This window comes from Candidatus Hydrogenedentota bacterium (assembly GCA_018005585.1).
In the GTDB taxonomy this organism is placed as follows: Bacteria; Hydrogenedentota; Hydrogenedentia; order Hydrogenedentales; family JAGMZX01; genus JAGMZX01.
The window spans coordinates 29250-51815 of record JAGMZX010000017.1; the positions used below are offsets into that span (position 1 = coordinate 29250).

The following is a 22566-nucleotide window of genomic DNA, read 5'->3' on the forward strand; positions in this document are numbered from 1 at the left end:
TGCGCGTAGCGGTGGAAGACAATTCGCTCGACTTCGGCCGCGCCGTGCCCGAACGCAAGGTGACGCTGTACAACGAACGCAGCCAGGACGTGACCGTGACGTTGGCGGTGCTGCCGTCAGAAACGCCTCCGGAAGGCGAAGGCGTGCCGCTGCTCGCGGGCCCGACGCCGCTTTCCTATTTCGCCATGGACCTCGCGGAGGAGAAGGTTGAATTCGTGCCGCTGGAGGCGCCGGCGCAATTCACGGTGCCGGCAAGCGGCTCCCTGGCCGTGCGTCTGGGCGTCCGCCGCGCCGACATGGCGGCGTACGAACCACCGTCGCCGGAGTTGCCCTTCCTCTACCAGAGCATCCTTGAGATTACGGATGGATTGGGCACGCGGCATCTGGTTCCCGTCAGCGCGGAAGGATTGAAGGGCCGCACCTACACGGCGCGCGACGCGAAAGGCGCGGACGACCTGGAAACGCTTTTCGCCGATGTGAATGCCGGTCTCTGGCAGGGACGCGTGGCGGTGAACAAGGTGAGCGAGCCGTACGGCGCGGACCCGGCCGTGCCTAAGCCAACGGCAATGGAATTCGAGTTTCCAATCATCGTGCACGTCGATAACGAAGGACAGGCGCGGCTGTTGCAGCAAGTCGCCATCCTATGGAAGGACGGCACGCGCGTTCCCGACCCGGAAGACCCGGATTACACCATTCTGGACGAGCCGGGCCGCTTCGTATTAGTTACCGACGAATCGCTTGTCTCGCAATATCAGGGCTCGGCGCTGCGAGACGGACAACAGGTAGGGCGGCGCATCAGCAGCACGGCGTTCAGTCATCGGGAGCCCGCCGACCTGGCGGGCGCGTTTGGCGGGACGCTCGCGTGTGAACTGACCATCCCCTACAACGACCCGCTAAACCCGTTCAAGCACCGTTATCACCCCGACCACAACATGGAACGGGTGCAGGCTACCATCGCCGCGGACGGCGCGCCGTCGGAATGGTTCACGGTGCGGCGGCAAATCACGCTCGAATTCAGCAGTGAAGACCCGGAAGACCTGGCCACGACGGGATGGGGGGACTCCGTAACCGGCGGCGTGTACCGGGAGACGTTGATCGGCATTCACAAGGAAGTGCTCTACGTGGAAGGCATCTTTCGCCTGAACCGGATCATGCACGAGGGAAGGTTGAACGATGAGTGAGCAGTCTTCGACTGATGACCGCCTTGAATCTGCGGGAACTGGCGCGAATCTGGCGTTTATGAACGACGCCCAGGGCGCACGCTCCGAAAGGAGACGCCGTTCGGCAATGAATGGGAGGATACGTCCAATGAGGCGGGAAAACCACCCTGTGGGCCGCGCGCTGCATGTCTGGCTGGCGGGCGCGTGTTGCATGCTTGCCGCCATTGCGCAGGAGGCACCCCTGCCGGAAGCGGCTGTCCCTGAGTTCGCAGGCCGGGGACAAGTCCGCCCGGGAGCGGAGACCGCGAGCCCGGCACCGTGGGAAGTGGACCGGCTGCGCCGTATCCTGAAAGCGGCGCCGCGGAGCTGCGTCTTCGAAGACGACCTGGATAACGCCGCGAACTGGGAATTTACCGGTCTCTGGCACCACCAGATCGACAGCGCGTGCGCGACCGCCGCGCCCGGCTACCAGTCCGCGCCCGGCGCGATGGCGTTCAACGACGAGACCGCGTGCAGTTACGACACGGGCTTGCGTGCGTCCGGCTATGCCACCATGAAAACGGGCAAGCTTATCCCTGGTGACGCGCTTGCCGCGGTGCTTGTCTTTCACGACAGCCTGGAGCTGGAACGCGCTTTCGACACGGCGTTCATTGAAATCTCCGCTGACGGCGGGCCGTGGACGCCGGCCAGTTTTGTGCGCAAGGTGAGCGACACGGTCTGGGGCGAGGAGATCGTCGATATCTCGCAATACATCGACCCGGCCGCCCCCAAGACCATCCGCGTGCGGTTTGGATTCGACACTTTCGATTCGCAATTCAACGATTATGCCGGGTGGTACGTAGACGACGTCAGCATTTGCACAACGACCGTGCCCGAGGGATTCAGCGGCGTCTACATCAACAGTATCGCGGTGCAGGAAAAGGACTTTGCCCGCGTCAACGCCACCTTCACCGTAACCGTCGACCCGCCGTCCGCCAATCCCTTCGGCTTGCGCTACAGCACGGTGGATGAGACCGCCAAGGTCGAAGACGGCGACTACGAAGCCGCAATCGGCACATTGACCTTTGCGGCGGGCGAGACAGAAAAGACGGTCACCGTGACCGTCATCGGCGACCCCTATCCCGAAGGCAATGAGACGTTTCTCGTCGAATTGAGCGACCTTGCCGGCGGCGGCGGCACCGTAGTGCTCGGCGCGCCGGTCGGCACGGGGACCATCGAGGACGACGATTTCCCGTCCACGGTGTTCCTGGAGGAATTCGAAACGGTGGACCGGTGGCTCCTTTCTGGCAACTGGCATCTGAGCCCCGGCAACCGCTGCCTTGCCGAAGACGCGTATTCGCCTGCGTCGGCGGTTCACTTCGGCATCGAGGCGGGGCTGATTCCGCCGCCGCCGCCGCCGGTGTACAGCCTCGTGGAGGACGGCGGCTTCGAGAACGGCACGCCCAATGGTTTCTGGGTGGAATCCTCCGCGAACCACGGTACGCCGCTGTGTGATGTCACGACTTGCCCCATCTCCGGGGATACCGGCCCGCGCAGCGGGGAATGGTGGGCCTGGTTTGGCCGTTCCACGCCTTCCACGGATGAAACAAGCTCGGTCGAGCAGAGTTTTATCATCCCGAGCATCGGCAATGCCGAATTGACCTTCTACGCAAAAATCTTCAGCGACGGCACGCCCGGAAATCTGAGCGTTTACCTGGATGGGTCGACACTCTTCGAGGTCACGGAAGCGGATGCGGCGGCCTACACGAGCTATCAGGAAGTCGTAATCGATGTGTCGGCTTTCGCCGATGACATGCTGCATATACTGCGCTTCGAGGGTTTCACGGAGAAGAATGGCGTCACCACCTTCTTCGTGGACGACGTGAGCCTGACCGCGGGCGGCGGCGCGGAGGGCGAAGGCGAGGGCGAGGGAGAACCGTACATCCAGTCGTTCTGCGCGTATCTGCCGAATTCGTCGGGATATCTTGAACTCGCGCAGGATGTGACGCTTGCACCGGCGGTGGATATCCGCCTCAAGTGGTTCGACTATCTGGCCATGGAACCGGACAACGACCGCTATTTCGTCGAAATCTCGGATGACGGCGGCCTGAACTGGACGCAAGTCTTCACCAGCAGCGAAACGGACCCCGACTGGAACGAGAATGCGGTGGACATCTCCGCCTACAGCGGGCGGGCCGTCCGCTTCCGTTTTGGTTTCGAGGCTAACGGAAATATCGAGGATATTGGGTGGATCATCGACCAGGTCCGCGTCGAATCGGTCCTGTTGCCTGCGGATTACAGTAATGTCTCGATCCTGTCCGCCCAGGCGCCCGAAGGCAGTGGACCTGACGACCTGCTTTCCCTTCCCGAGGCGCGTGTCTTTGCCCCGTTGCTGAGCGCAACGGGCTTTGCCGCGTTCGATACGGACGGGAACGGAGGTGTTTCGCGGGAAGAACTGGAGGCGGCCGCGTCGGACGGCGGCGCGGTAGCCAGCGCACTCCTGGCCGTGTTTGACACGCTTGATATCGGCGACCGCGTCATTACGTTCACGATCCAGGTGGACCCGCCCAATTCCCGGGATATCAACGTGCGCTATTTCACGTCGGACCTGTCGCCGCAGGACTTGTTCACTGCGCAGGCGGGCCCGGACTATGGGCCCACCGACTCCCGTATCCGCATTCCGGCAGACTCGGCCACCGCCACGGTCAGCGTGCCTCTGGCGGGCGACGCCTTCGCCGAAAAGGATGAACGGTTCCGGATCACTATCGAGGCCGCTTCCGCCAATGCCATTGTCAGCAATGGCACGGCCTTGGGCACGATTGAGAATGACGATACGATCAGCCTGGTTACCATCAGCAGCATCAGCGTGCTGGAAGGCAACAACGGAGAGTTGGATGCCGACGGGACGTTCAGCGCCCGTTTCCGTATCGACGTGGCGCCGCCGAGCAATCAGCCGGTCACGGTGCACTACCGGACGGTCGAGGGTACGGCGCTGCGCAGCATTGACTACCTTCACAACGAAGGCACGCTCGAAATCGCCGCAGGCGAGGACCGCGCGTTCGTCCTGGTGCGCATTCGGGACGACCAGTTCCCCGAGGAAGACGAGACGGTGTTCATGGAAGTGAGCGACCCGTCCATCAATGCGACGTTCGGCACGGATACCGGCGGACAACCCTTGGCGTCGGTGGCAGGCACGGCGACGATTCTCAACGACGACGACTATGGGGTGCTATGGTCGGACGGCTTCGAGTTCGTGTCGACGCTGTGGACCTTCAACGGCAATTGGCACGTGCAGGACAACAGCCAGTGCCTCTTGCCCACGCCCGGCTATGTCAGCCCCACCAAGGCGCTGGTCTACAACGTCGAGGCGGATTGCGACTACGACGTCGGAACGATTCCCATTGCATACTTGAACGTCGATCTGCCAATTCCAGCCACGGCCCTCGACCCGAGGCTGATGTGGTCGCAGTTCGTTGACCTGCAGGATCCCATCCTGTTCGGCCTGGTCCTGCAAGAATACAGCGGCGGCGCCCCGGTGCCTGGTCAATACGCGGAATTCGTGCTCACCCATCCCGAGGGCGGTGAAATCGGCGCATGGCACGAGGAATACATCCCGCTGACCAGCTTCATTGGCAAGACGGTGCGCATTGGATTCGCCTTGAACACGTTCGGCGTCGGCGCGAATCCGGAGCCGCCCGAGACGGTCGCCAGCCGCGGCTGGTACCTGGACAATATTTCCCTGCGCTATATCGACGCGGCGGGCGTGTCCGTGCTCAGCGTGGAAGATGTGGCCCAGCCGGAAGGGAATATCGGCGCGGCAAACGCCGTGGTCCGCGTGAATTTCGCGCCAGCTCCCGCGGCGGAGGCAAGTTTCTTCTACACAACCCTGGACGAGACCGCGACGGCGGGCGAGGACTATGTCGGGGCGAGCCAGGCGCAGATAACCGTGCCCGCGGGCGCGCGCAGTGCTACCATTGAGATTCCGATTCTCGGCGATTTCGATGTCGAGGCGACCGAGTCGTTCGAGGTTATCATTTCGGACCCCTCAGCGAACCTCTTCGCGCTGTCCAACCGGGGCAGAGTCACCATCACGAATGAAGACTTCCCTCAAGGGACGATTTTCGGCACGACCGGTGCCGCCGCGCCCGCGCAGTTGGTGCAATCGAGCATCACCAACCCGCCGGAAGTCTCCACGATAGCCACATATGACAGCGTGTCGTTTTCCTCCGGCGATTTCGCGGGTTACGATTTCAACTCGTTCTTTGCCTGGTCCCCGGCGGATAATCATCTGTACGAACTCAACACGTCGACCGGCTTGCGCCGCGCCTTCGCTGCGCTTACCCCCATTAGTGGCGGGCACACGTGGGCCGGCCTCGCCTGGCACCTCCAGGAAGGGCGTTTCTACGCCCTCAGCAGCAACGGCGCGGACGCCGCGACTCTGTATACCATCGGCCAGGGCGAGAAACAGATCGTCGGCAGCGATTCGAATTTCTACTTCCCGATGGATGCGCTGTATCGAAAGTCGCGGACGCAGGCGATCTATCTTGCCTCGGAATTATCGGGCATTCAGGATATCGATTCGGTGTACCTGCATGTCACGCAAATCCCGGGCGGCCCGCTGGAAAACTGGACCATCCGGCTCAAGCAGACTGCACAGACGCAGTTCGCGCCCGGCCAGCCTTTTGACAATAGCGACTGGACTACGGTGTACCAGAACAACGAGCAGGTGCAGCAATACGGCTGGGTGAAATTCAGTTTCAGCGCGCCGTACACCTATACGGCAGGCAACAACCTCATCGTTGAGTTTTCATACTGCAACGCGAACCAATCCAGCGACGGCTATGTTTCCTGGATGAGTACCCCCACGCCGCGGTCGGCGTTCTACGAGTCGAACCTTGGCGAAAGCTGCTCCGTGGATAATCCGCTGAACTGGACCACAGTGCCGTATACGCACAACGGCGTTCCTACCATCAAACTCGGCGCGCTGATCCAGACGAAGATGGGCGACTTGCCCCCGACGATCGCGCGGCCCATCGGTCTCGCGATTCACCCGACGACGGGCGCCTTGTATACCGTCAGCCGTCCTACGGGCAGCGGGACGGAGGCCATGTTAGCCCAGATACGCCCCGACGGGACCACCGTGAACGTGCCCGTGTCGATTGGATTCGACCTGAGCGAGGGGGACCTCGATTTTGACGATGCAACGGCCAAACTCTATCTCGCCGCACACACGGATGACGCCGGCACGCCGGAAACGAGCCTGTATCAAGTCGATATCGGGGCTTCTTTCGGTGCCGCCGCGCGCATTGGGCGCATCGGCAACGGCGCGGAGATGCCGGCGATGGGCATCACGGCGCTGCCGTCGCCGCCGGGGCAGGGCGCGCTCTCTGACGTGGGCGTCCGCACGATTGCGGGACTGCGCATCGAAGGCGTGCAGGCCGGTGCGGCCATCGGCGCGCCCGGTTTCACGGCGGAACTGACCGGCGCCGCATCCGGCGTCGGCGATGTCAATAATGACGGATACGAAGACTTCGCGGTGACATTCCCGGCAATGGACGTGACGCGGCCGAATGGCGATCCCGTCGCGCGTGCAGGGGAGACCTTCCTTATCTACGGTACGGCGCCGGACGCGCCGCCCGCCGCGATTCAGGACGGCGTGCTGTCTCTCGGCGAATTTGACGGTACCGTCGGTGTGCGATTTCCCGGCGTGACGGCCGACGAGGCCAGCGGCTTCGCGGTCTCGGGCGTCGGCGACGTGAACGGCGACGGGTTCGACGACTTTGTCATTGGCGCGCCCTATCGCGATGACCCGGCCCGAGCGGACCAGGGCTTCGCGTATCTGGTGTATGGCTCCGGCCTGCTGGGCGAGGTCTTCGACCTGGGTTCCGGCATACGGGCGGAAGTCGTGGCGCTGACGGGCGCGGACCGCAGCGGCTGGACGGGTTTCAGCGCGCGTGGCGCGGGCGACGTGAATGGCGACGGGTACGCCGATTTTCTCGTGGGCGCTCCGTATTCTGAACACCCGGCCGGGACGGAAAAGGGCGAGGGCAGGGCCTATCTCGTATTCGGCGGCGTTGGGCCGCTGGGCGACCTGACCGGCGTGCTGAACCTGGACAGCCTCGACGGGCAGAGCGGCGTAAAACTCCTGGGCCAGCAGACCATGCGCAGTTATGCAGGCATGAGCGTCAGCGGCGCGGGCGATGTGAACGGGGATGGATATGACGATGTGCTGGTCGGCGGCCACTTCTGGCCGTACGGCGACCGGAATGGCGTGGTCTACCTTGTCTACGGCAAGGCGGCCGATGATGGCAGCGGTGGCAACAACTGGGCCGACTCCCTTGAGTTGGAAACAAGCGCGGACCTGATCATCCGCGGGCAAACCATCGAGTTCGGGACGGGGCGTTCGGTGGCGGGCGCGGGCGACGTGAACGGCGATGGCTTTGCGGACATCCTGATCGGCGCACCGGACGAAGGCCGCGCCTTCCTGGTGTTCGGCTCGCGGCCCGGCCCCTCGGGCTCCTACACGACGGCGCAGATTGGCGCGGCGCCTGGGGCCGCGCTGACGGGCGTCGTCATTCATGGTCCCTTGAGCGGAGTGGCGGGCGTCTCGGACAATTTTGGAATTTCCGTGTCCGGTGCGGGCGACGTGAACGGCGACGGCTTTGCCGACCTGCTCATCGGCGCGCCCCTTTCCGCGGCGCTCGGGAATAAAGACGCCGGCGATATCAGCCTGCTTTTTGGCGACAGCGCCTCGGGCACGACTTTGTTCGCCGACGCTATTGCCGCGGGCCAGTTGCACGTGGATGAACTGGATGCGGAAAGCCTGTTCCGTCTCGTGGGCGGCGTTGCGGGCGACCTGGCCGGAAGGTCGGTGTCCGGTGCGGGCGACGTGAACGGCGACGGGTACAGTGACATTGTCGTGTGCGCGCCCGGCGCGGACCCGCAAGGCGTTTCGGACGCCGGTGAAGTCTATCTGGTCCACGGCTACCCCATCCCGGAACGGGCCACGCCGAGCGAGGGTGCGGTCTATGTGAATAACATGCGTTCCGGCGTGAAGCAGTCGGTGCCGGGCGCCCCGGCGCAAGTGCTGGAAGTTCCGGTGCGCGCTGTGGGCACAACGGCCGACGGCGCCCATGCAACGCCGTTCTCTCGTTGCGCGATCGGGTTCAAGGGCGGCGGCACGGGTAGCTCCAATCAGTCCCCGAGCCAGCAGGTGGCCACGCTGTTCCGCGAACCGGCGCCGGTCTCCGCGACGAATGCGGCGTTCACGCCGTCCCAGGTGTATTGGCACATCGAGTCGAGCCGCCTCAACTATCAAGAATCGACCCTCACCTTCTGGTATACGCCCGAAGATGTCCTGGGTCTGGACTTGAACACCAGCGGCATCTTCTACTCGCCGACGCGGCCCGGCCCGGACACCAACTGGCGGACCATCAACTCGGTGATGGATGAAGTGCATCGCACTATCACGGTGCGCCGCGTGCATCGCGACGACCTTGGCAATCCCACGGGCGAAACGCTGGACGGCTACTACGCCATACTGCAACTCGACTTGAAATTCGAACTGGGCACGGAAATCCCGAGGCCCTTTGGCGTGGAGCTGAGCGATATTCCGCAAGGCCCGAAGAGCGTCACACCCGCCGGGGCCGCATATTGGCACGACAAGTCCACCCGCCTTTTCGCGGCCAAACCCGGCCCGGTCCAGATCCAGTGGACGGACTCGGTCGTCACGGAGGCTGTGAACTACTGGCCGGAAGAGCTGGAGAAATACCAGGTTCATGTGGCGGGCACGCTGCCCGTTGACCTTACAGCCGATGACACGTACAAGGGCGCGCAGCTGCTCTTCTCTGAGGATGGCACGGGCGTCGACCCTGACCTCGTGACGACCAATCTCGCGTTCGCGGCCACGGGGCCCGGACGCAGCCTGGTCCTGATATCGAGCGGGGTCGATCCGCGCGGTTTCGATATCTTCTTCCTCCGTGTGCGGTCGATTACGTGGAACACGGACGGATTCCTTTTTGACGGCATCCCGGCGACGATCGGCGAGCGGATCGTCCCCGAGTTCGACCACAATCCCGTCTGCGGCGACCCGCTCGTGTTCTTCGAGAAAGCACGCGTGAACCCGCACACCGGTTATTACGACCGGGCCACGCGCACCGGCCCGATTTTCCCCGTGAACCTGGACAACCCCACGGATCAGGAAGATGACCTTGTCATCATCTATTACCGGACCGGCATGGCGCTGCTGGACGCGCAGCAAAACCAGTTGATCGAGACGGCGAGTTGCTGGCCGACCACGCCGGTGCGCTACGTGGCGCAGTGGCCGGTCAACCCGCCGCGTCTTGTTATCGCCGAGCCTTCGGACGAGGCGATCCTCCCGGACAACGTGTACGTCACTCCCAGCGTCTATGTGCAAAATGACCCGAACCTGATGGGATTCAACCCGAACGAGGAACATGCGTTTCGCGACACGAACAAGATTTACGCGATGCGCGACGACCTGAACCTGGCCGAGACTTCCGAGCCGTATACGCTCGTCGAATACACCGACGGCGGCAGCGGTGCTCCTGACATGCTCGTATACCGCGTGGTTGAGGAATACATCGACGAGGCGAGCAACACCTTCCTCACGTTCGACTATCCCGCGATCGCGGGCAAGCGCCTCAATCCGCCGGAGTCCATCCAGTTGCGGGGCGCGTGCGGCGACCTTACGGTGTCGTCCCCATGGCCGCCGGCGGACGCCGAGACCCTGTTCGACGGCGAGGGCAACCGGAATCCGTCGCCTGTCTTCCGCGACCGGCTGGATGACTTGTGGGCGTACCGCGCCGGACACTTCGGCGGCGCGGAAACGGTGCAGATGCAGTACTTCTACCGGTCGAGGGGCGACTTCTACTTCCCCGATGCGTACTATCCCGACGGTCCGCCTCCGGAAGGCAGCTGTATCCCGTGGCTGGACATTGCCGCGGGCACGCCCGGCGCGCCGCGCAAGGTAACGTTCACGATTCGTTGGCCCGATGAGGTGGCCACAATGCAGGTCGGGCAGACGCTCGCCCAAGCCACGCCGGACCGCATGCAGGGTTCGACGCTGGACAGCCATGTGGGCGACACCGAACGCCAGCCGGAGGAAGATACGCAGACGGCCGGGCCCGGCGCGCCGTCCCTGCCGGATGTGGCGGGAGCGTGCAGCCTGTCGGTGCTGTATCAGCAAGGGACGGATTTCGGCCAAGGCCCGATGGTTCAGTTGATCGACTTCGCGGCGCCGCGGCGCGTGCCGCTGTTGACGCTGCCCGCCACGATCGAGTCGAAACTCGCGGGTGAATACGCGATCTTCACGAAACTGCCGCCGCAGTTGCAGGAACGGCTTCGCTACCAAGCCATGGACCGCGAGTTGGAATTCCGCGGCATATTCGTGGACATCTTCGGCGGCGATGATATCGTGCTGCCGAACGTGATGACGGAACGCGAGTATTACTTCCTCCGCGACGAGTTCAACGAGGGCGGCGACACGTCCTGGGCCGCGGCCATCGACGACTTGTGGAACAACCAGAACGAGCTCATTCTGGTGGACGACGCGAGCCCGCCGCCCTATGCGATGGCAATGACTTCCGCGTTTGCGGACCACACCGGTTATGTGACGGTGGTCACGGGCAACCGCGAGGGGTGCAGCGGCACCGTCGACATGAACGTGTTCCGCGTGGGCTGTCCGCTGTACAAGAGCACCATCAACGTCATCTATCCGCCTTGCCCCTTCGACCAGCAGCTCACGCTGCGGTATGGCGGCGACTTCGCGGGCACGGCGGACAACTACCTCTTCGAATGGCGTATCCTCGCCGCCACGACGCCGGACTTCGAGGCTATCCCGCCCGAGCAGTGGGACCTGTTCCCGACGCCGCCGCACCCGAACCCGGCCAAGGCGCCGAATCAGGGCGCGGTCGACATCACGATCAAGGGCGCAAACCTGATCACGCTGCGCGACAACGTGGTGCGCGTGCAGTATGAGAAGATTCTCGGCGCAGGCGAGGGCGAAGGGGAAGGCGAAGGCGAGGGAGAAGGCGAAGGCGAGGTGCTCAGCGCGTCGCGCGACGCCGTGCTGTATGAAGACGCGGCGGGCCAGTTGGCCAATGGCCTTGGCCAGTACCTGTACGCGGGCACGAACGCGTCCGGCAAGCTGCGGCGCAGTCTCATTTCCTTTGATCTCGAGTCGATTCCGAACAATGCGACGATTGAGTCGGTGACGGTGCGGCTGCACGTGTCCGAAGGCATCGGCGGAGCGCAGGAAGTGGCGCTGTACCGCAGTCTGAAGACGTGGGACGAGGGTCCCTCCACGCCGGCCGACGAGGCCGTGGGCGCAACCGTAGAAAGCGGCGATGTCACGTGGACGGCCTACAATTACGTCATTGACATGGTGCTGGGCACGCCAGTGCATTCGCCCGAGAAGTGGTCGGCGCTCGGCGGCGATTTCAACACGCTGTTCAACGCGATCCAGACGGTGGACGGGCCGGGCTACTACGAGTGGACGGATGAGCGGCTCGTGGCGGACGTGCAGTCTTGGCTTGCGCTCGACGAAGCCACGGACGACCCGCGCCCGAAGATTCCGGGCTGGTTCCTCATCGGGAACGAGGCGGATTCGGGGACGCTCAAGCGTTTCGACTCGTCGCAGTCCTCGACGGCGGCGTTCCGCCCGCAATTGATCGTGCGGTACACGGCGCCGCCTTCCAGCGCGGCGAAGGTCGCTTCGTTCCCGTGCGACGTGCGCAGCGGCTACACGGACTGGACGCTCGCGCCGGGCTGGATCAAGCGCGTGCTGGGCGAAATCGACCCGTTCCGTCAGCGGACCACGGGCGGCCACATTGCGGGCGCGGAACGCAAGTACTTCCAGTTCCACGACCAGGAAGTGAACACGGTGGTCAGCATGCTCCAGCAGGCGGGGCCCCGCTACGAAGGCAATATCAGCCTGAACTGCGACAACCTCGACGCGCTCGGCCTGGTCCAGACCTATGAGACGGTGCTGAGCATGGGTCGCGATTTGAGCATCGACGCGCCCACGCCCATCGACTACGCCGGCGCGAATGACGCGCTGCTCCTGGTCACGGGGCGCATCGCCGACCTGTACATGCTCTTCGGGAACGAAGCCTACGGCGACGCGGCGGACCCGACCATCGGTTTCGGCACGTCTTCGGGCGATTTCGCGAGCGAGGCGGCCACGTCCATCTTCTGTTTCCAGAATCAGACGGCGTCGTTGCTCGAGGAGGAACTGGTGTTGCTGCGCGGCCGCGACGACACCCGCCCGCCGGATGTGACCACGGCGCCGATGTACAACCGTCTCTACCCGAATTTCACGAACGATATCACGGGCGGTCAGGTGGCGTATTTCCTGAACTACGGGATCGTAGACGTGACGGGCAACGGCGGCTCGCCGGACGAGATCGACGCCGCAACCATGTACCCGCAGGGCCACGGCGATGCGTGGGGCCACTATCTCATGGCGGCGAAGGCTTACTACTATCTCTTTGCGCACCCGGACTACACCTACATTCCGCGTTCGGAACTGGTGCAGATCGGCGCGCAATCGGTGCAGGTCGACTACTTCGACGAACGGAAGTTCGCGAACATCGCCGCCGCAAAGGCCCGGTGCGGCGCGGAAATCGTCAATCTCACGTACCGCTACTACTTCACGGCAGACCCGCAGGGGCAGTGGCAGGGATACAAGGACACCGATTCTGAGCGGGCGTGGGGCGTATCGGAGTGGGCGAGCCGCGCCGGTCAGGGCGCCTACTTCGACTGGGTCGTCGGCAACGCGATGCTGCCGCAGGAAGACGTGGACGCGGAGCCGACGATCGACAAGATCGATCGCACGACGGTGCTCGAACTGCGCGAGGTCGCCGGGGCGTTCCAGGACATTCAAGCGAAGGTTGACCAGGCGGACCTTGGGCTGAACCCGCTGGGGCTGGCGCGCAACGTCGTGCCGTTCGACATCGACCCGAGCCGGATTGACGCGGGCGAAACGCATTTCGAGCAGATCTACGGGCGCGCGGTCAAGGCGATGATGAACGCGATTACCGTTTTTAATCACGCAAACGAGAGCTCGCAGCGGCTGCGCGTGCAACAGGACAACGTGAACCAGTTCCAGATCAACGCGGACAACCGGGAATTCGACTTCAACGGCCGGCTCATCGAAATCTTCGGCTATCCCTACGAAGGCGACATTGGCCCCGGCAAGACCTACCCGGCTGGATACGAGGGGCCGGACGTGCAGCACTACAGCTACTTCGATCCGACATCTCTGCTTGGCGAGGACCCGGGCCAGATTCAGGAGATTACCTTCGAGATGCCTCTGGTCTCGTTCACGAACGTAGGCGAGGCCAACGTGGGTGACGAGACGATCAACGAGTTCGGTGTGCCGACCAAGGTGTTCCAGCCGGTGACGTTCCATCTCTCGACGAACGGTTTCGGCGAGGTGCGCCCGCCGGACTGGGGCGAACGCCGCGCGCCGGGCGAAATCCAACAGGCGCGTCAGGAACTGTGGCTTGCGATCAGCCGCTATACGAAGGCCATCGACACGTACACGGGCCTGCTCATGGACGTGGAGGACGCGATCAAGCTGATTGAGCAGCAGAAGGCGGTGCAGGCGACGCAGATCAGCGTGCTGCGCACGAACCAGAGCGAGAAGATAACGCTGCACGATTACATGGAGTCAGCGAAGAAACGGCAGTTCGCGTATCGCACCACCGCGACGAATGTCACGCGCGTGGCGAACGGCCTTGCCGAGGCCGTCCCGCGCATGCTCGTGGCGGGTCTGGCCGTGGGCGGCGACTACACGTCCGTTATTCGCGGCGTCATCAAGGGTATTGCCGCGGTGAACGAAGCGGTGCTGTCGGGCCTGGCGGACGCGGAAGAAATCAGCATGCTCGAGGAGCAGAACGCTTACGAGGAGCAGGAAACCGCGAACGAGATCACGGTGACGCTGGCGACGCAGGACTACGAGATCCAGCAGGCGCTCGCGCAACTGAACCAGCAGGTGCGCAATGAGACGACGCTCCGCTTCGAGATCGTGCAGTCGCAGGAGGCCATGCTCCAGCAGCTGGGCCGGTACAAGTCGGCGCTTGCGCGCGGCCAGCGCCTGCTCGAGGAACTGCTCCGGTTCCGGCGGCAGACCGCATCGCAAGTGACGCAGTACCGCTACCGCGACATGGCCTTCCGTATCTTCCGCAACGACGCGCTCCAGAAGTACCGGGCGCAGTTCGACCTGGCGAGCCGCTATGTGTTCCTCGCGGCCATGGCCTACGACTACGAGACGAACCTGCTCGGCAGCGACACGACCTCCGGGCAGCGCTTCCTCACCGACATCGTGCGGTCGCGGTCGCTGGGTCTGATCCAGAACGGCCTGCCGGTGACGGCCGGCACCACGGGCGACCCGGGGCTCGCCGATCCCATGGCGCGCATGATGCAGAACTGGGAGGAAGTCATCGAGGGCCAGCTCGGTTTCAACAATCCGCAGACCGAAACGAACCGGTTCTCGCTGCGCCGCGAGTTGTTCCGAATCCTGCCCGGCAGCAGCGGAAACGAGGCGTGGCGCGAGGTGCTTGACCGCAGCGTGGTGGACAATCTGCTCGCGCTGCCCGAGTTCCAGCGGTATTGCCGCGTCTTCGACAATCCGCAGCCGCAGGAGCCTGGAATCGTGCTCCGGTTCCCGACGACGGTCAGTTTCGGCCTGAATTTCTTCGGGAATCCGTTGGGCGGCGGCGACAGCGCGTATGACCCGACGCACTTCGCGACCAAGGTGCGGTCCGTCGGCGTGTGGTTCAGCAACTACAACAACCTCGGCACGGGCATGTCGAACACGCCCCGCGTCTATCTCGTGCCCGTCGGTAACGATGTGTTGCGCACGCCGTCCGATGGTGACCGGACGCTGCGCCAGTGGCAGGTCGTCGACCAGAAGCTGCCCGTACCGTTCACGCTGGGCGCAAACGACTTCCTGAACCAGACGTGGATTCCCGTGGTGGATTCGTTGACGGACTCCTTCTCGCAGATCCGCAAGTTCTCGATGTTCCGCGCGTATCACGACAGCGGCAACTTCAATCCGAACGAGACGATCCGCGACAGCCGCCTGATCGGCCGGTCCGTGGCAAACACGGAATGGATGCTGATCATCCCCGCGGGCACCTTGTCGTCCGACCGGCAGGAAGGCCTGCAGCGCTTCATACATGGGCGTCTGCAGGAAGACGGCGCGCGTGATGAAAACGGCGTGACGGACATCAAGTTGTTCTTCCAGACCTACGCCTATTCGGGAAATAAATAGACGTTGGAGGCTGGAGGCCGCGTGCCGGGCCGCGGTGTTGCGCCGTGTCTCGAGACCGGCGGGAAACGCCGCCGCCGTGACGGAGGCGGCGAGGACGCCCGCCTTGACGGCGGAAGCTTGAGGAGACCGGGCAAGCGGCGAGGACGCCGCTTCCAGGATGATTGGAGTCGGATGGGTACTGAGCGACAGACCTTCACGAAGCGCGAGGCGGGACGCCGGAAGAACCGGTACGCCTGCGCCGCGGCGGCGTGGCTGATCGCGGGCGCGTTGTGCGCCCATGCCCAGGACAAGAGCGGCATGAATCCCAACACGATCAATGTGCCCAAGGGACCGGGCAGCATTGAAGGGCTGGGCCAGTCGTTTCAGCCGCAGTTGAACACGGGCGGCGCGCCCTATGAAATCGTGCTGGTCGTGCCGCCCGGAGCGCCCGGCCGCGCGCCGGAACTGAAACTGTCCTACGGGGGCGGCGGCGGCAACGGCCCGGCTGGCTTTGGCTGGTCCTTGACCGTGCCCTGTATCGAGCGCCGCACCTACAAGGGGGTGCCGCGCTACGTCGACGCCCCGAATGGCAGGGACGACGACCAGGACGGCGAAATCGACGAGCGGGACGAAATAGACGAATTTGTCAACGAGGGCGGGGTTCTCCTGACGCCCGCCGCGAATGGCGACTTCTTCTGTCGCTTCGAGGAGAGTTTCCAGCGCTACCGCCGCGTGGGAGAACGCTGGGAATGCACGCTGGCCGACGGCACGCGCCAGGAATACGGCGTCACCGCGGAGGGGCGCGTATTCGACCCCGAAACGGGCCGCGTGGGCCGCTGGTGCCTCCAGCGGCAGACGGACCCGAACGGCAACGTGACCACCTTCCATTACAAAACCTTCCCTGCGGAACAAAATCTGAACGGGAAATACCTGTGGAAGATTGAGTACGGCGCCGGCGCTTTGCCGCGCAATGCACTACAATTTGTAGTGTTTGAGTATGAAAACCGGAACGATTGGTTCGAGGATTGCACGCTCGGCTTTGCCGTACGAACCGGCATGCGGGTGCGCCGTGTTCTTATGGGTACCCAGGGCGCCGTGTTGCCTGGCCACCTCCAAGGCGATTTCAATCAGGATGGCGTAGCGGATTACCTGGCCCGCGCCTACCGGATCGCCTATGAGACCCACCCGCACTGGTCCCTGGTCAGCAGTGTAACCGTGATTGGCGCGGACGGCCAGACAGGCCTGCCTCCGGCCCGTTTCACGTACACCGTATGCAATCCGCCCGCAACGCTCAACGCGACCGGCGCCGTGATAGAGTCCTTAAACGAGCCGGAATTCGTCATGGACAGCAAGGTCGCCGACCTGGTCGACCTGAACGGCGATGGCGTGGCGGACATTCTGAAGACGGAGGCATTCGGGGGGGTACACCAGGCGTACTTGAACCTCGGCGAGCGGGAAACCGCGAAAGGCCGCGCCATTGCGTGGAGCGAACCCGCTGATATGAGTTCCGCCGACGGCTTGGCGTGGGGGGTCGACCTCAGTTCAAACACGGTCGTCGCGCACCTGGCCGACATGGACGGCGACGGTCTCTCCGACCTCGTGTACAAGTCGATTCAGGACGATCTTTACTATTTCCGCAATACCGGGAGCATGGGCTGGTCGGCGCGCGGGCCTCTCACGGCGCTGGGCGAATCGCCGCCGTCGCCGTTCGAGCGTTTCGATGTGCGCCAGGCCGACGTGGACAACGACAAGAATACGGATATCATACAAAGCGTGTCGGTGGGCGAAAACGCGGACTATCGCATCTGGTTCAATCAGGGCGATGGACGGTTTGCCCGGCCCACGACCATTCCGCAGGACAACGGCTGGAATTTCGACGACACGGGCGTGCAATTGCTCGATTTCAACGGCGACCGCCTGCCGGATCTCGTGCGGCTGCGCGCGCTGAGCGTGCAGGTGCAGGCGGGACTGGGGCGCGGCGCGTTCGCGCCTATGGTTGCGGTTCCTTTCACCGATGGTCCGCTGGAGGACAACCTGCTGCCGCGGACTGCCCTGCGCGACCTGACGGGCGACGGGTTGCCCGAACTGGTGGTGGACCGGGCCGAGCCGGGCGTCGTCTGGTACTGGATTAACCTGGGGAACTACACCTTCGACGTGCGGCGCGTGATTCGGGGCATGCCCACAGGCATCGGCGCGGAACCGGCCGTGCGTTGGGCGGACATCAACGGCAACGGCACGACCGACCTCATCTATTGCGACCGCGAAGTCGTGCCGAAGATGCAGATCGTCGACCTCGGCCGGCTCATGGGCTGCGAGCCGAGCGTCAACCTGATGACGGGCATCGACAACGGCATCGGCCGGGTCACGACGATCGAGTACACGCCGTCCACGTATCTCGCGCTGGCGGACGCCGCATCTGGCGAGCCGTGGCCCGGACCGATGCCCATGAAAGTGGACGTGGTCACGCGGGTCACGGTGTCGGATTCGCTGGGCGATGAATACGTAACGGAATACACGTATCACGACGGTTATTACGACCGGTTCTACAAGACTTTCCGCGGTTTTGGCTACGTAGAACAGTTTACGCGGGGCGCGGCGGGCGCGCCGACGCTCGTGAACCGTTTCTACTTCCACAATGGCCGCGAAAACCTCAACCTGAAGGGGATGCTGCGCCTGTCCACAACGGAATCGGAAGATGGCGGCGTTTTCGAAGAAACGGAAACCACTTGGAACGCGCGCGTACTGTATGTGGGCACGAACGGGGAACCGGCCACCTTCGCGCACCCGGTCAGTACGGAGAAGCGCATCGTGGAACTCGGTCTGGGCACGCCGCGCGAGACGCTCGTCGAATATGAGTACGACCGTTATGGCAACGTGACCCGGGAAGCAAACTACGGCATTGTCGAGGGCGACGACCTGGCCGCGTTCGCCGACGAGCGGATCACGGTGAAAGCGTACGCGGTCAACACGGATGCGTGGATAGTTCACGCGCCAATGCGGGAGGAGGTGCGGGACCTTGCCGACAACGTGTTTTCGCGCCTGGAGACGTACTACGACGATCCCGCGTTTACAGGAGATAACCTCGGCAGCGTGACGCGGGGCAACAAGACGCTGGTCAAGGCGTGGCTGGACCCCTCGGACGCGGACAGCGTCATTCTCCTGAACCGTTTCGCCTACGACGAGTACGGCAACGTCGTGTTGAATCTGGACCCGCTGGCCTCGGCGCCTGGCGGCGCGCCCGACGCGGACGTGGGCCATTATCGCGAGATTGCGTACGACCCCGTCTTTCACGCCTTTGCCGTCCGCGAGACGGCGCACGCAGGGAACGGCAGCGCGCCGTTGACCTATACCGCCGAATATGATGGCTGCTACGGGACGATCACCCGGTTCACCGAACTGAACGGGGAAGAGACGGTTTATGGCTACGATGACTTCGCCCGGCTGACCCATATCATCGAGCCGGGCGATTCGCCGGAATTCCCCACCGAAGAGTATTCGTATCATCTCGCTCAAGCCGTGTCCGGCGGCACGGGGTTGCCCTACGCACAGGGGTTGTGCAACTTCATCGAAATACGCAAGCTCGACCGCACGCCGGGTTCCGGCCCCAGAAGCGACTGCTATCACCTGACCCGGAAGTTCGTAGACGGGCTGGGCCGCCCGCTCATGACGAAGGAAGAAGCGGAAGACGACCCGGACACGGGCGCGCCGCGTGTCGCGGTAAGCGGGGCAACGCGTTTCAACGCGCGCACGCGCCCGGCCTATCAGCTTCAGGCGTATTACACGATACAGTCCGGCGGCACACTGGAGGCGCTGCTCGCATTCGAAGATGTGCGCGCCCCCGGCTGGCAGGGATCATTCCATGAGAATGGCGCGCTCGTTGCGCGCGACCTCGCGCACGCGCACAAGCTGCAATACGAGTACGACGCCATGCTGCGCAGCACGCGCGTCGTCACGCCGGACGGGGCCTCGTCCCGCACGGAGTACGAACCGTTTGTCCGCAAGGCCTTCGATCAAAACGACGCCGATCCCGCATCGCCGCATTACGGCACGCCGTCGATTGCGTTTCAGGACGGGCTGGGCCGCCTGGTGCGTGTGGACGAACAGGCGCGCCTGAACGATGACGGGACGCCCGCGGCCGCGATTCGCGCATGGACGACACGATACGCATACGACGTGAACGACCAGTTGACGCGGATCACCGACGCGCAGGGCAACGTTCGCATTATGCAGTACGACGGCCGGCAGCGCTTGACGTACCTGGACGACCCGGACCGGGGTGGGATGCAGTTTGCCTACGATGCGGCCTCGAATCTCGTGCAAACGGAAGACGCGAAGCGGCAGGTGGTCGAATACGCCTATGACGGGGTCAACCGCATCGTCTCCGAGGAATACCGCGACGAGGGGTTGCCGTTTTCCGCGAACCGTTCGCCGGATGTGCGCTATTTCTATGATGCGCCCCTTGGCCCCGTGGACCTCGGCGCGGGCGAGACCGCAACGCCCGAGAATACCGCGGGCAAACTCGCCGCGGTGCAGGACCTTGCCGGGGAAGAACATTTCTCCTATGACGCGCGGGGACGCATCGCGTGGTCGGTCAAGCGCGTGCCGGACCCCGCGACCGGGTCGCTGCTCTCGTACACCACACGGCTCGAACACGATTCGATGGACCGGCTCGTCGCACTGACGTATCCGGATGGCGACCGTGTCGAGCAGGGCTACGGGCGACGCACGACCCTCGACCGGATCAGCGGCGGCGGATTGAGCAATCTGGACAGTGTGCCTTATGTTTTGCGCGACGCGGAACAGACGCCGGCGGGCAAGCCCGCCGCGTTGGCGTTCGGCAATGGCGAGCGCACGGAGTTCCGCTTCGATTCGCGCGGCCGGCTTGCCGGGCTGCGTACGTTCGCCGAGGACAGCCCCGGCAACGTCCTCATGGACTACCAGTACGCGTTCGACGGCGTGACCAACATCGTGCGCATCGAGGACGAGCGCCCGGCGGCGCTGGTGCCGCAGGGTTCGCCTCGGCGCAACACGCAGTCTTTCACCTACGATGCGCTGTACCGGCTGACGCGGGCGCGCTTCTCGTACGCCGCGCCGGGCCAGACCGACCCCGCGGACCGCGGCATCGACTATCGCTACGACCGCGTCGGCAACATGCTGGCCCAGACCTCGAATATCGAGCATTTCGAAGACGGGCGATCCGTGACCCATCTCGGCGCGATGCAGTACGGCGGCGTGCTCGGCGCGAGTGGCCGCGTCGGCCATACGCCCGACGTGCCCGGACCGCATGCCTTGACAGGGGCTGACGGCGGCGCGCGCTACACCTACGACGCCAACGGCAACGTGACGCGCGCCGACGGCGTACTGTTGACGTGGGACTTCAAGGACCGCGTGGCGGCTGTCGAGCGCACGGAGGCCGACGGCGCCGTGACGCGGGCGGAATACACCTACGACTACATGAGCCGCCGTATCACGAAGCGCGTGTGGCGGCGCGAAGCGGGCGCGGCCGCCTTTCCTGAAACGCTTTCGAGCTTCGCGGTATACGTGAGCAAGTACTTCGAGCTGCGCGACGACGGGCGGCCCGTGAAGTACGTCTGGTACGATCAATCGCGGATTGCCCGGGTTCTGGGCACGCTGGAACCGGGCGAGGAACGTATCCAGCAATTCCGTCTTTTCCCGGGGTGGAACCTGTTGTCCATGCCGCTCGACGCGGAAAATGCTGCCGGGCAGCTCGGCGTCGACGCGGATTCGAATATCGAGGGTTGTTTCCTGTGGCGAGCGGAGACGAAGCAGTACGTGCCGTTGCATACGGGAGACGCACTGCCCGCGGGGTCCGTGTTCTGGCTGAAGGTCCGGGCCGCCGAGACGCTCGAGGTCCGCGGCGCTTACGTGGCGGGAGCGGCGCAGTCGATTCCCGAGAACGGTGGCTTCATTACGCCGTCGGGTTCCGATGCCGTGCCGCTTGCGGAAGTGCTTCCGGCGAATACCGTCGTGTGCAGGCTCTTTGACGCGGCCGCGCAGCGTTGGGTCACATTGCGGTCCGGCGAAACAGCCGATATCGGCGGCGTGGAAGCGCCCTCGCTGATCGCGCCGGGGCAGGCGCTCTTCGTGCGCACGAGCGATCCAGTTGTCGTGCCCGCGCCGGCGTTGCGCGCGGCCATCGAGTACTATCACGCCGACCATATCGGATCCACGGCAGTCGTTACCGATGGCGCGGGCGCTGTGCTGTCCGAGACCGCATATTATCCCTTCGGTGAGGTGCGAAACGATTTCGAGCCGGAGGGCTCGGGCCCCGTGCTGCCGCTTGCCTATCAATTCCTGCAGAAGGAACGTGACGCGGAATCCGGCTTCCAGTACTTCGAAATGCGCTATCTGGCCGGACGGCTGGGCCGTTTCCTCAGTGTGGACCCGCTCACGGGCGAGTGGCCGCGCGACGCGCTGCTCGACCCGCAGATGCTGCATCCCTATGCGTACAGCCGCAACAATCCGGTGACCTACGTGGACCCGGACGGCAACATCCCCGAGGAAAAGAAGAAGATCTCGCGCCCGAGCTGGCTGGGCTGGCTTCCGACCATCGATTTTGAGAAGGCGTCGGACCGGTCGGGCCGCATGGGCGCGTTCCTGACCTCCTTCAAGAAGACGCTGTACGGCATGGCCCAGGAAGAGAAGGACCCGGGCCTGTACTTGAAGTTCAATGACGCGCACAAGAAGCTCGGCCTGCATCCGGATATCATGCAGATTAAGCGGAAAGGCAAGGTCGTGCACAGCGTGTACGACGTCGTGTCTGAACAGGACATAGCGGACGCTATCGACAAGGCGGCGAACGAGCGGATTGGGAAGTGGGTGGACAAGATACGCACGAAGCTCGGTCTTCCCTTGCGCGCGGAGACGCTGGAACAGCAGGAAATCGAGCGGAACCGCGGCAAGTTCAACAATGTGCTCGAGGAATTGCTGCAGCGCACGCAGGCGACGAGGTCCGCGCTGGACCGCGATGCCGTGACGAATGACGTCAAGGACAGCGGCACGGTGGACACGCGTTCGCAGGGCGGCAATCCCGCGCAGGATGTGAGGGAACGGCAGAAACTCATTGGCGAGCACCGGGCTCGCCCGGAAACGGACAGCGACACATGAGCGGTCAACCGGCGATACGCG

Annotated in this window: 3 protein-coding genes; all 3 read left to right on the forward strand. The window is 64.0% G+C overall.

Annotated features, from left to right (window positions below):
• Nucleotides 1-1181: hypothetical protein (locus tag KA184_04795; GenBank protein ID MBP8128878.1), on the forward strand; the 1181-nt coding region annotated here is incomplete at its 5' end.
• 127 nt (nucleotides 1182-1308) lie between these two features.
• Nucleotides 1309-15438, forward strand: coding sequence for an FG-GAP repeat protein (locus tag KA184_04800; protein MBP8128879.1), 14130 nt, complete (start codon nucleotides 1309-1311; stop codon nucleotides 15436-15438).
• Between the two features lie 171 nt (nucleotides 15439-15609).
• Nucleotides 15610-22545 (forward strand): VCBS repeat-containing protein, encoded by a 6936-nt coding sequence (locus KA184_04805; protein MBP8128880.1) that lies wholly within the window; start codon nucleotides 15610-15612, stop codon nucleotides 22543-22545.
• Nucleotides 22546-22566 lie beyond the last annotated feature (21 nt).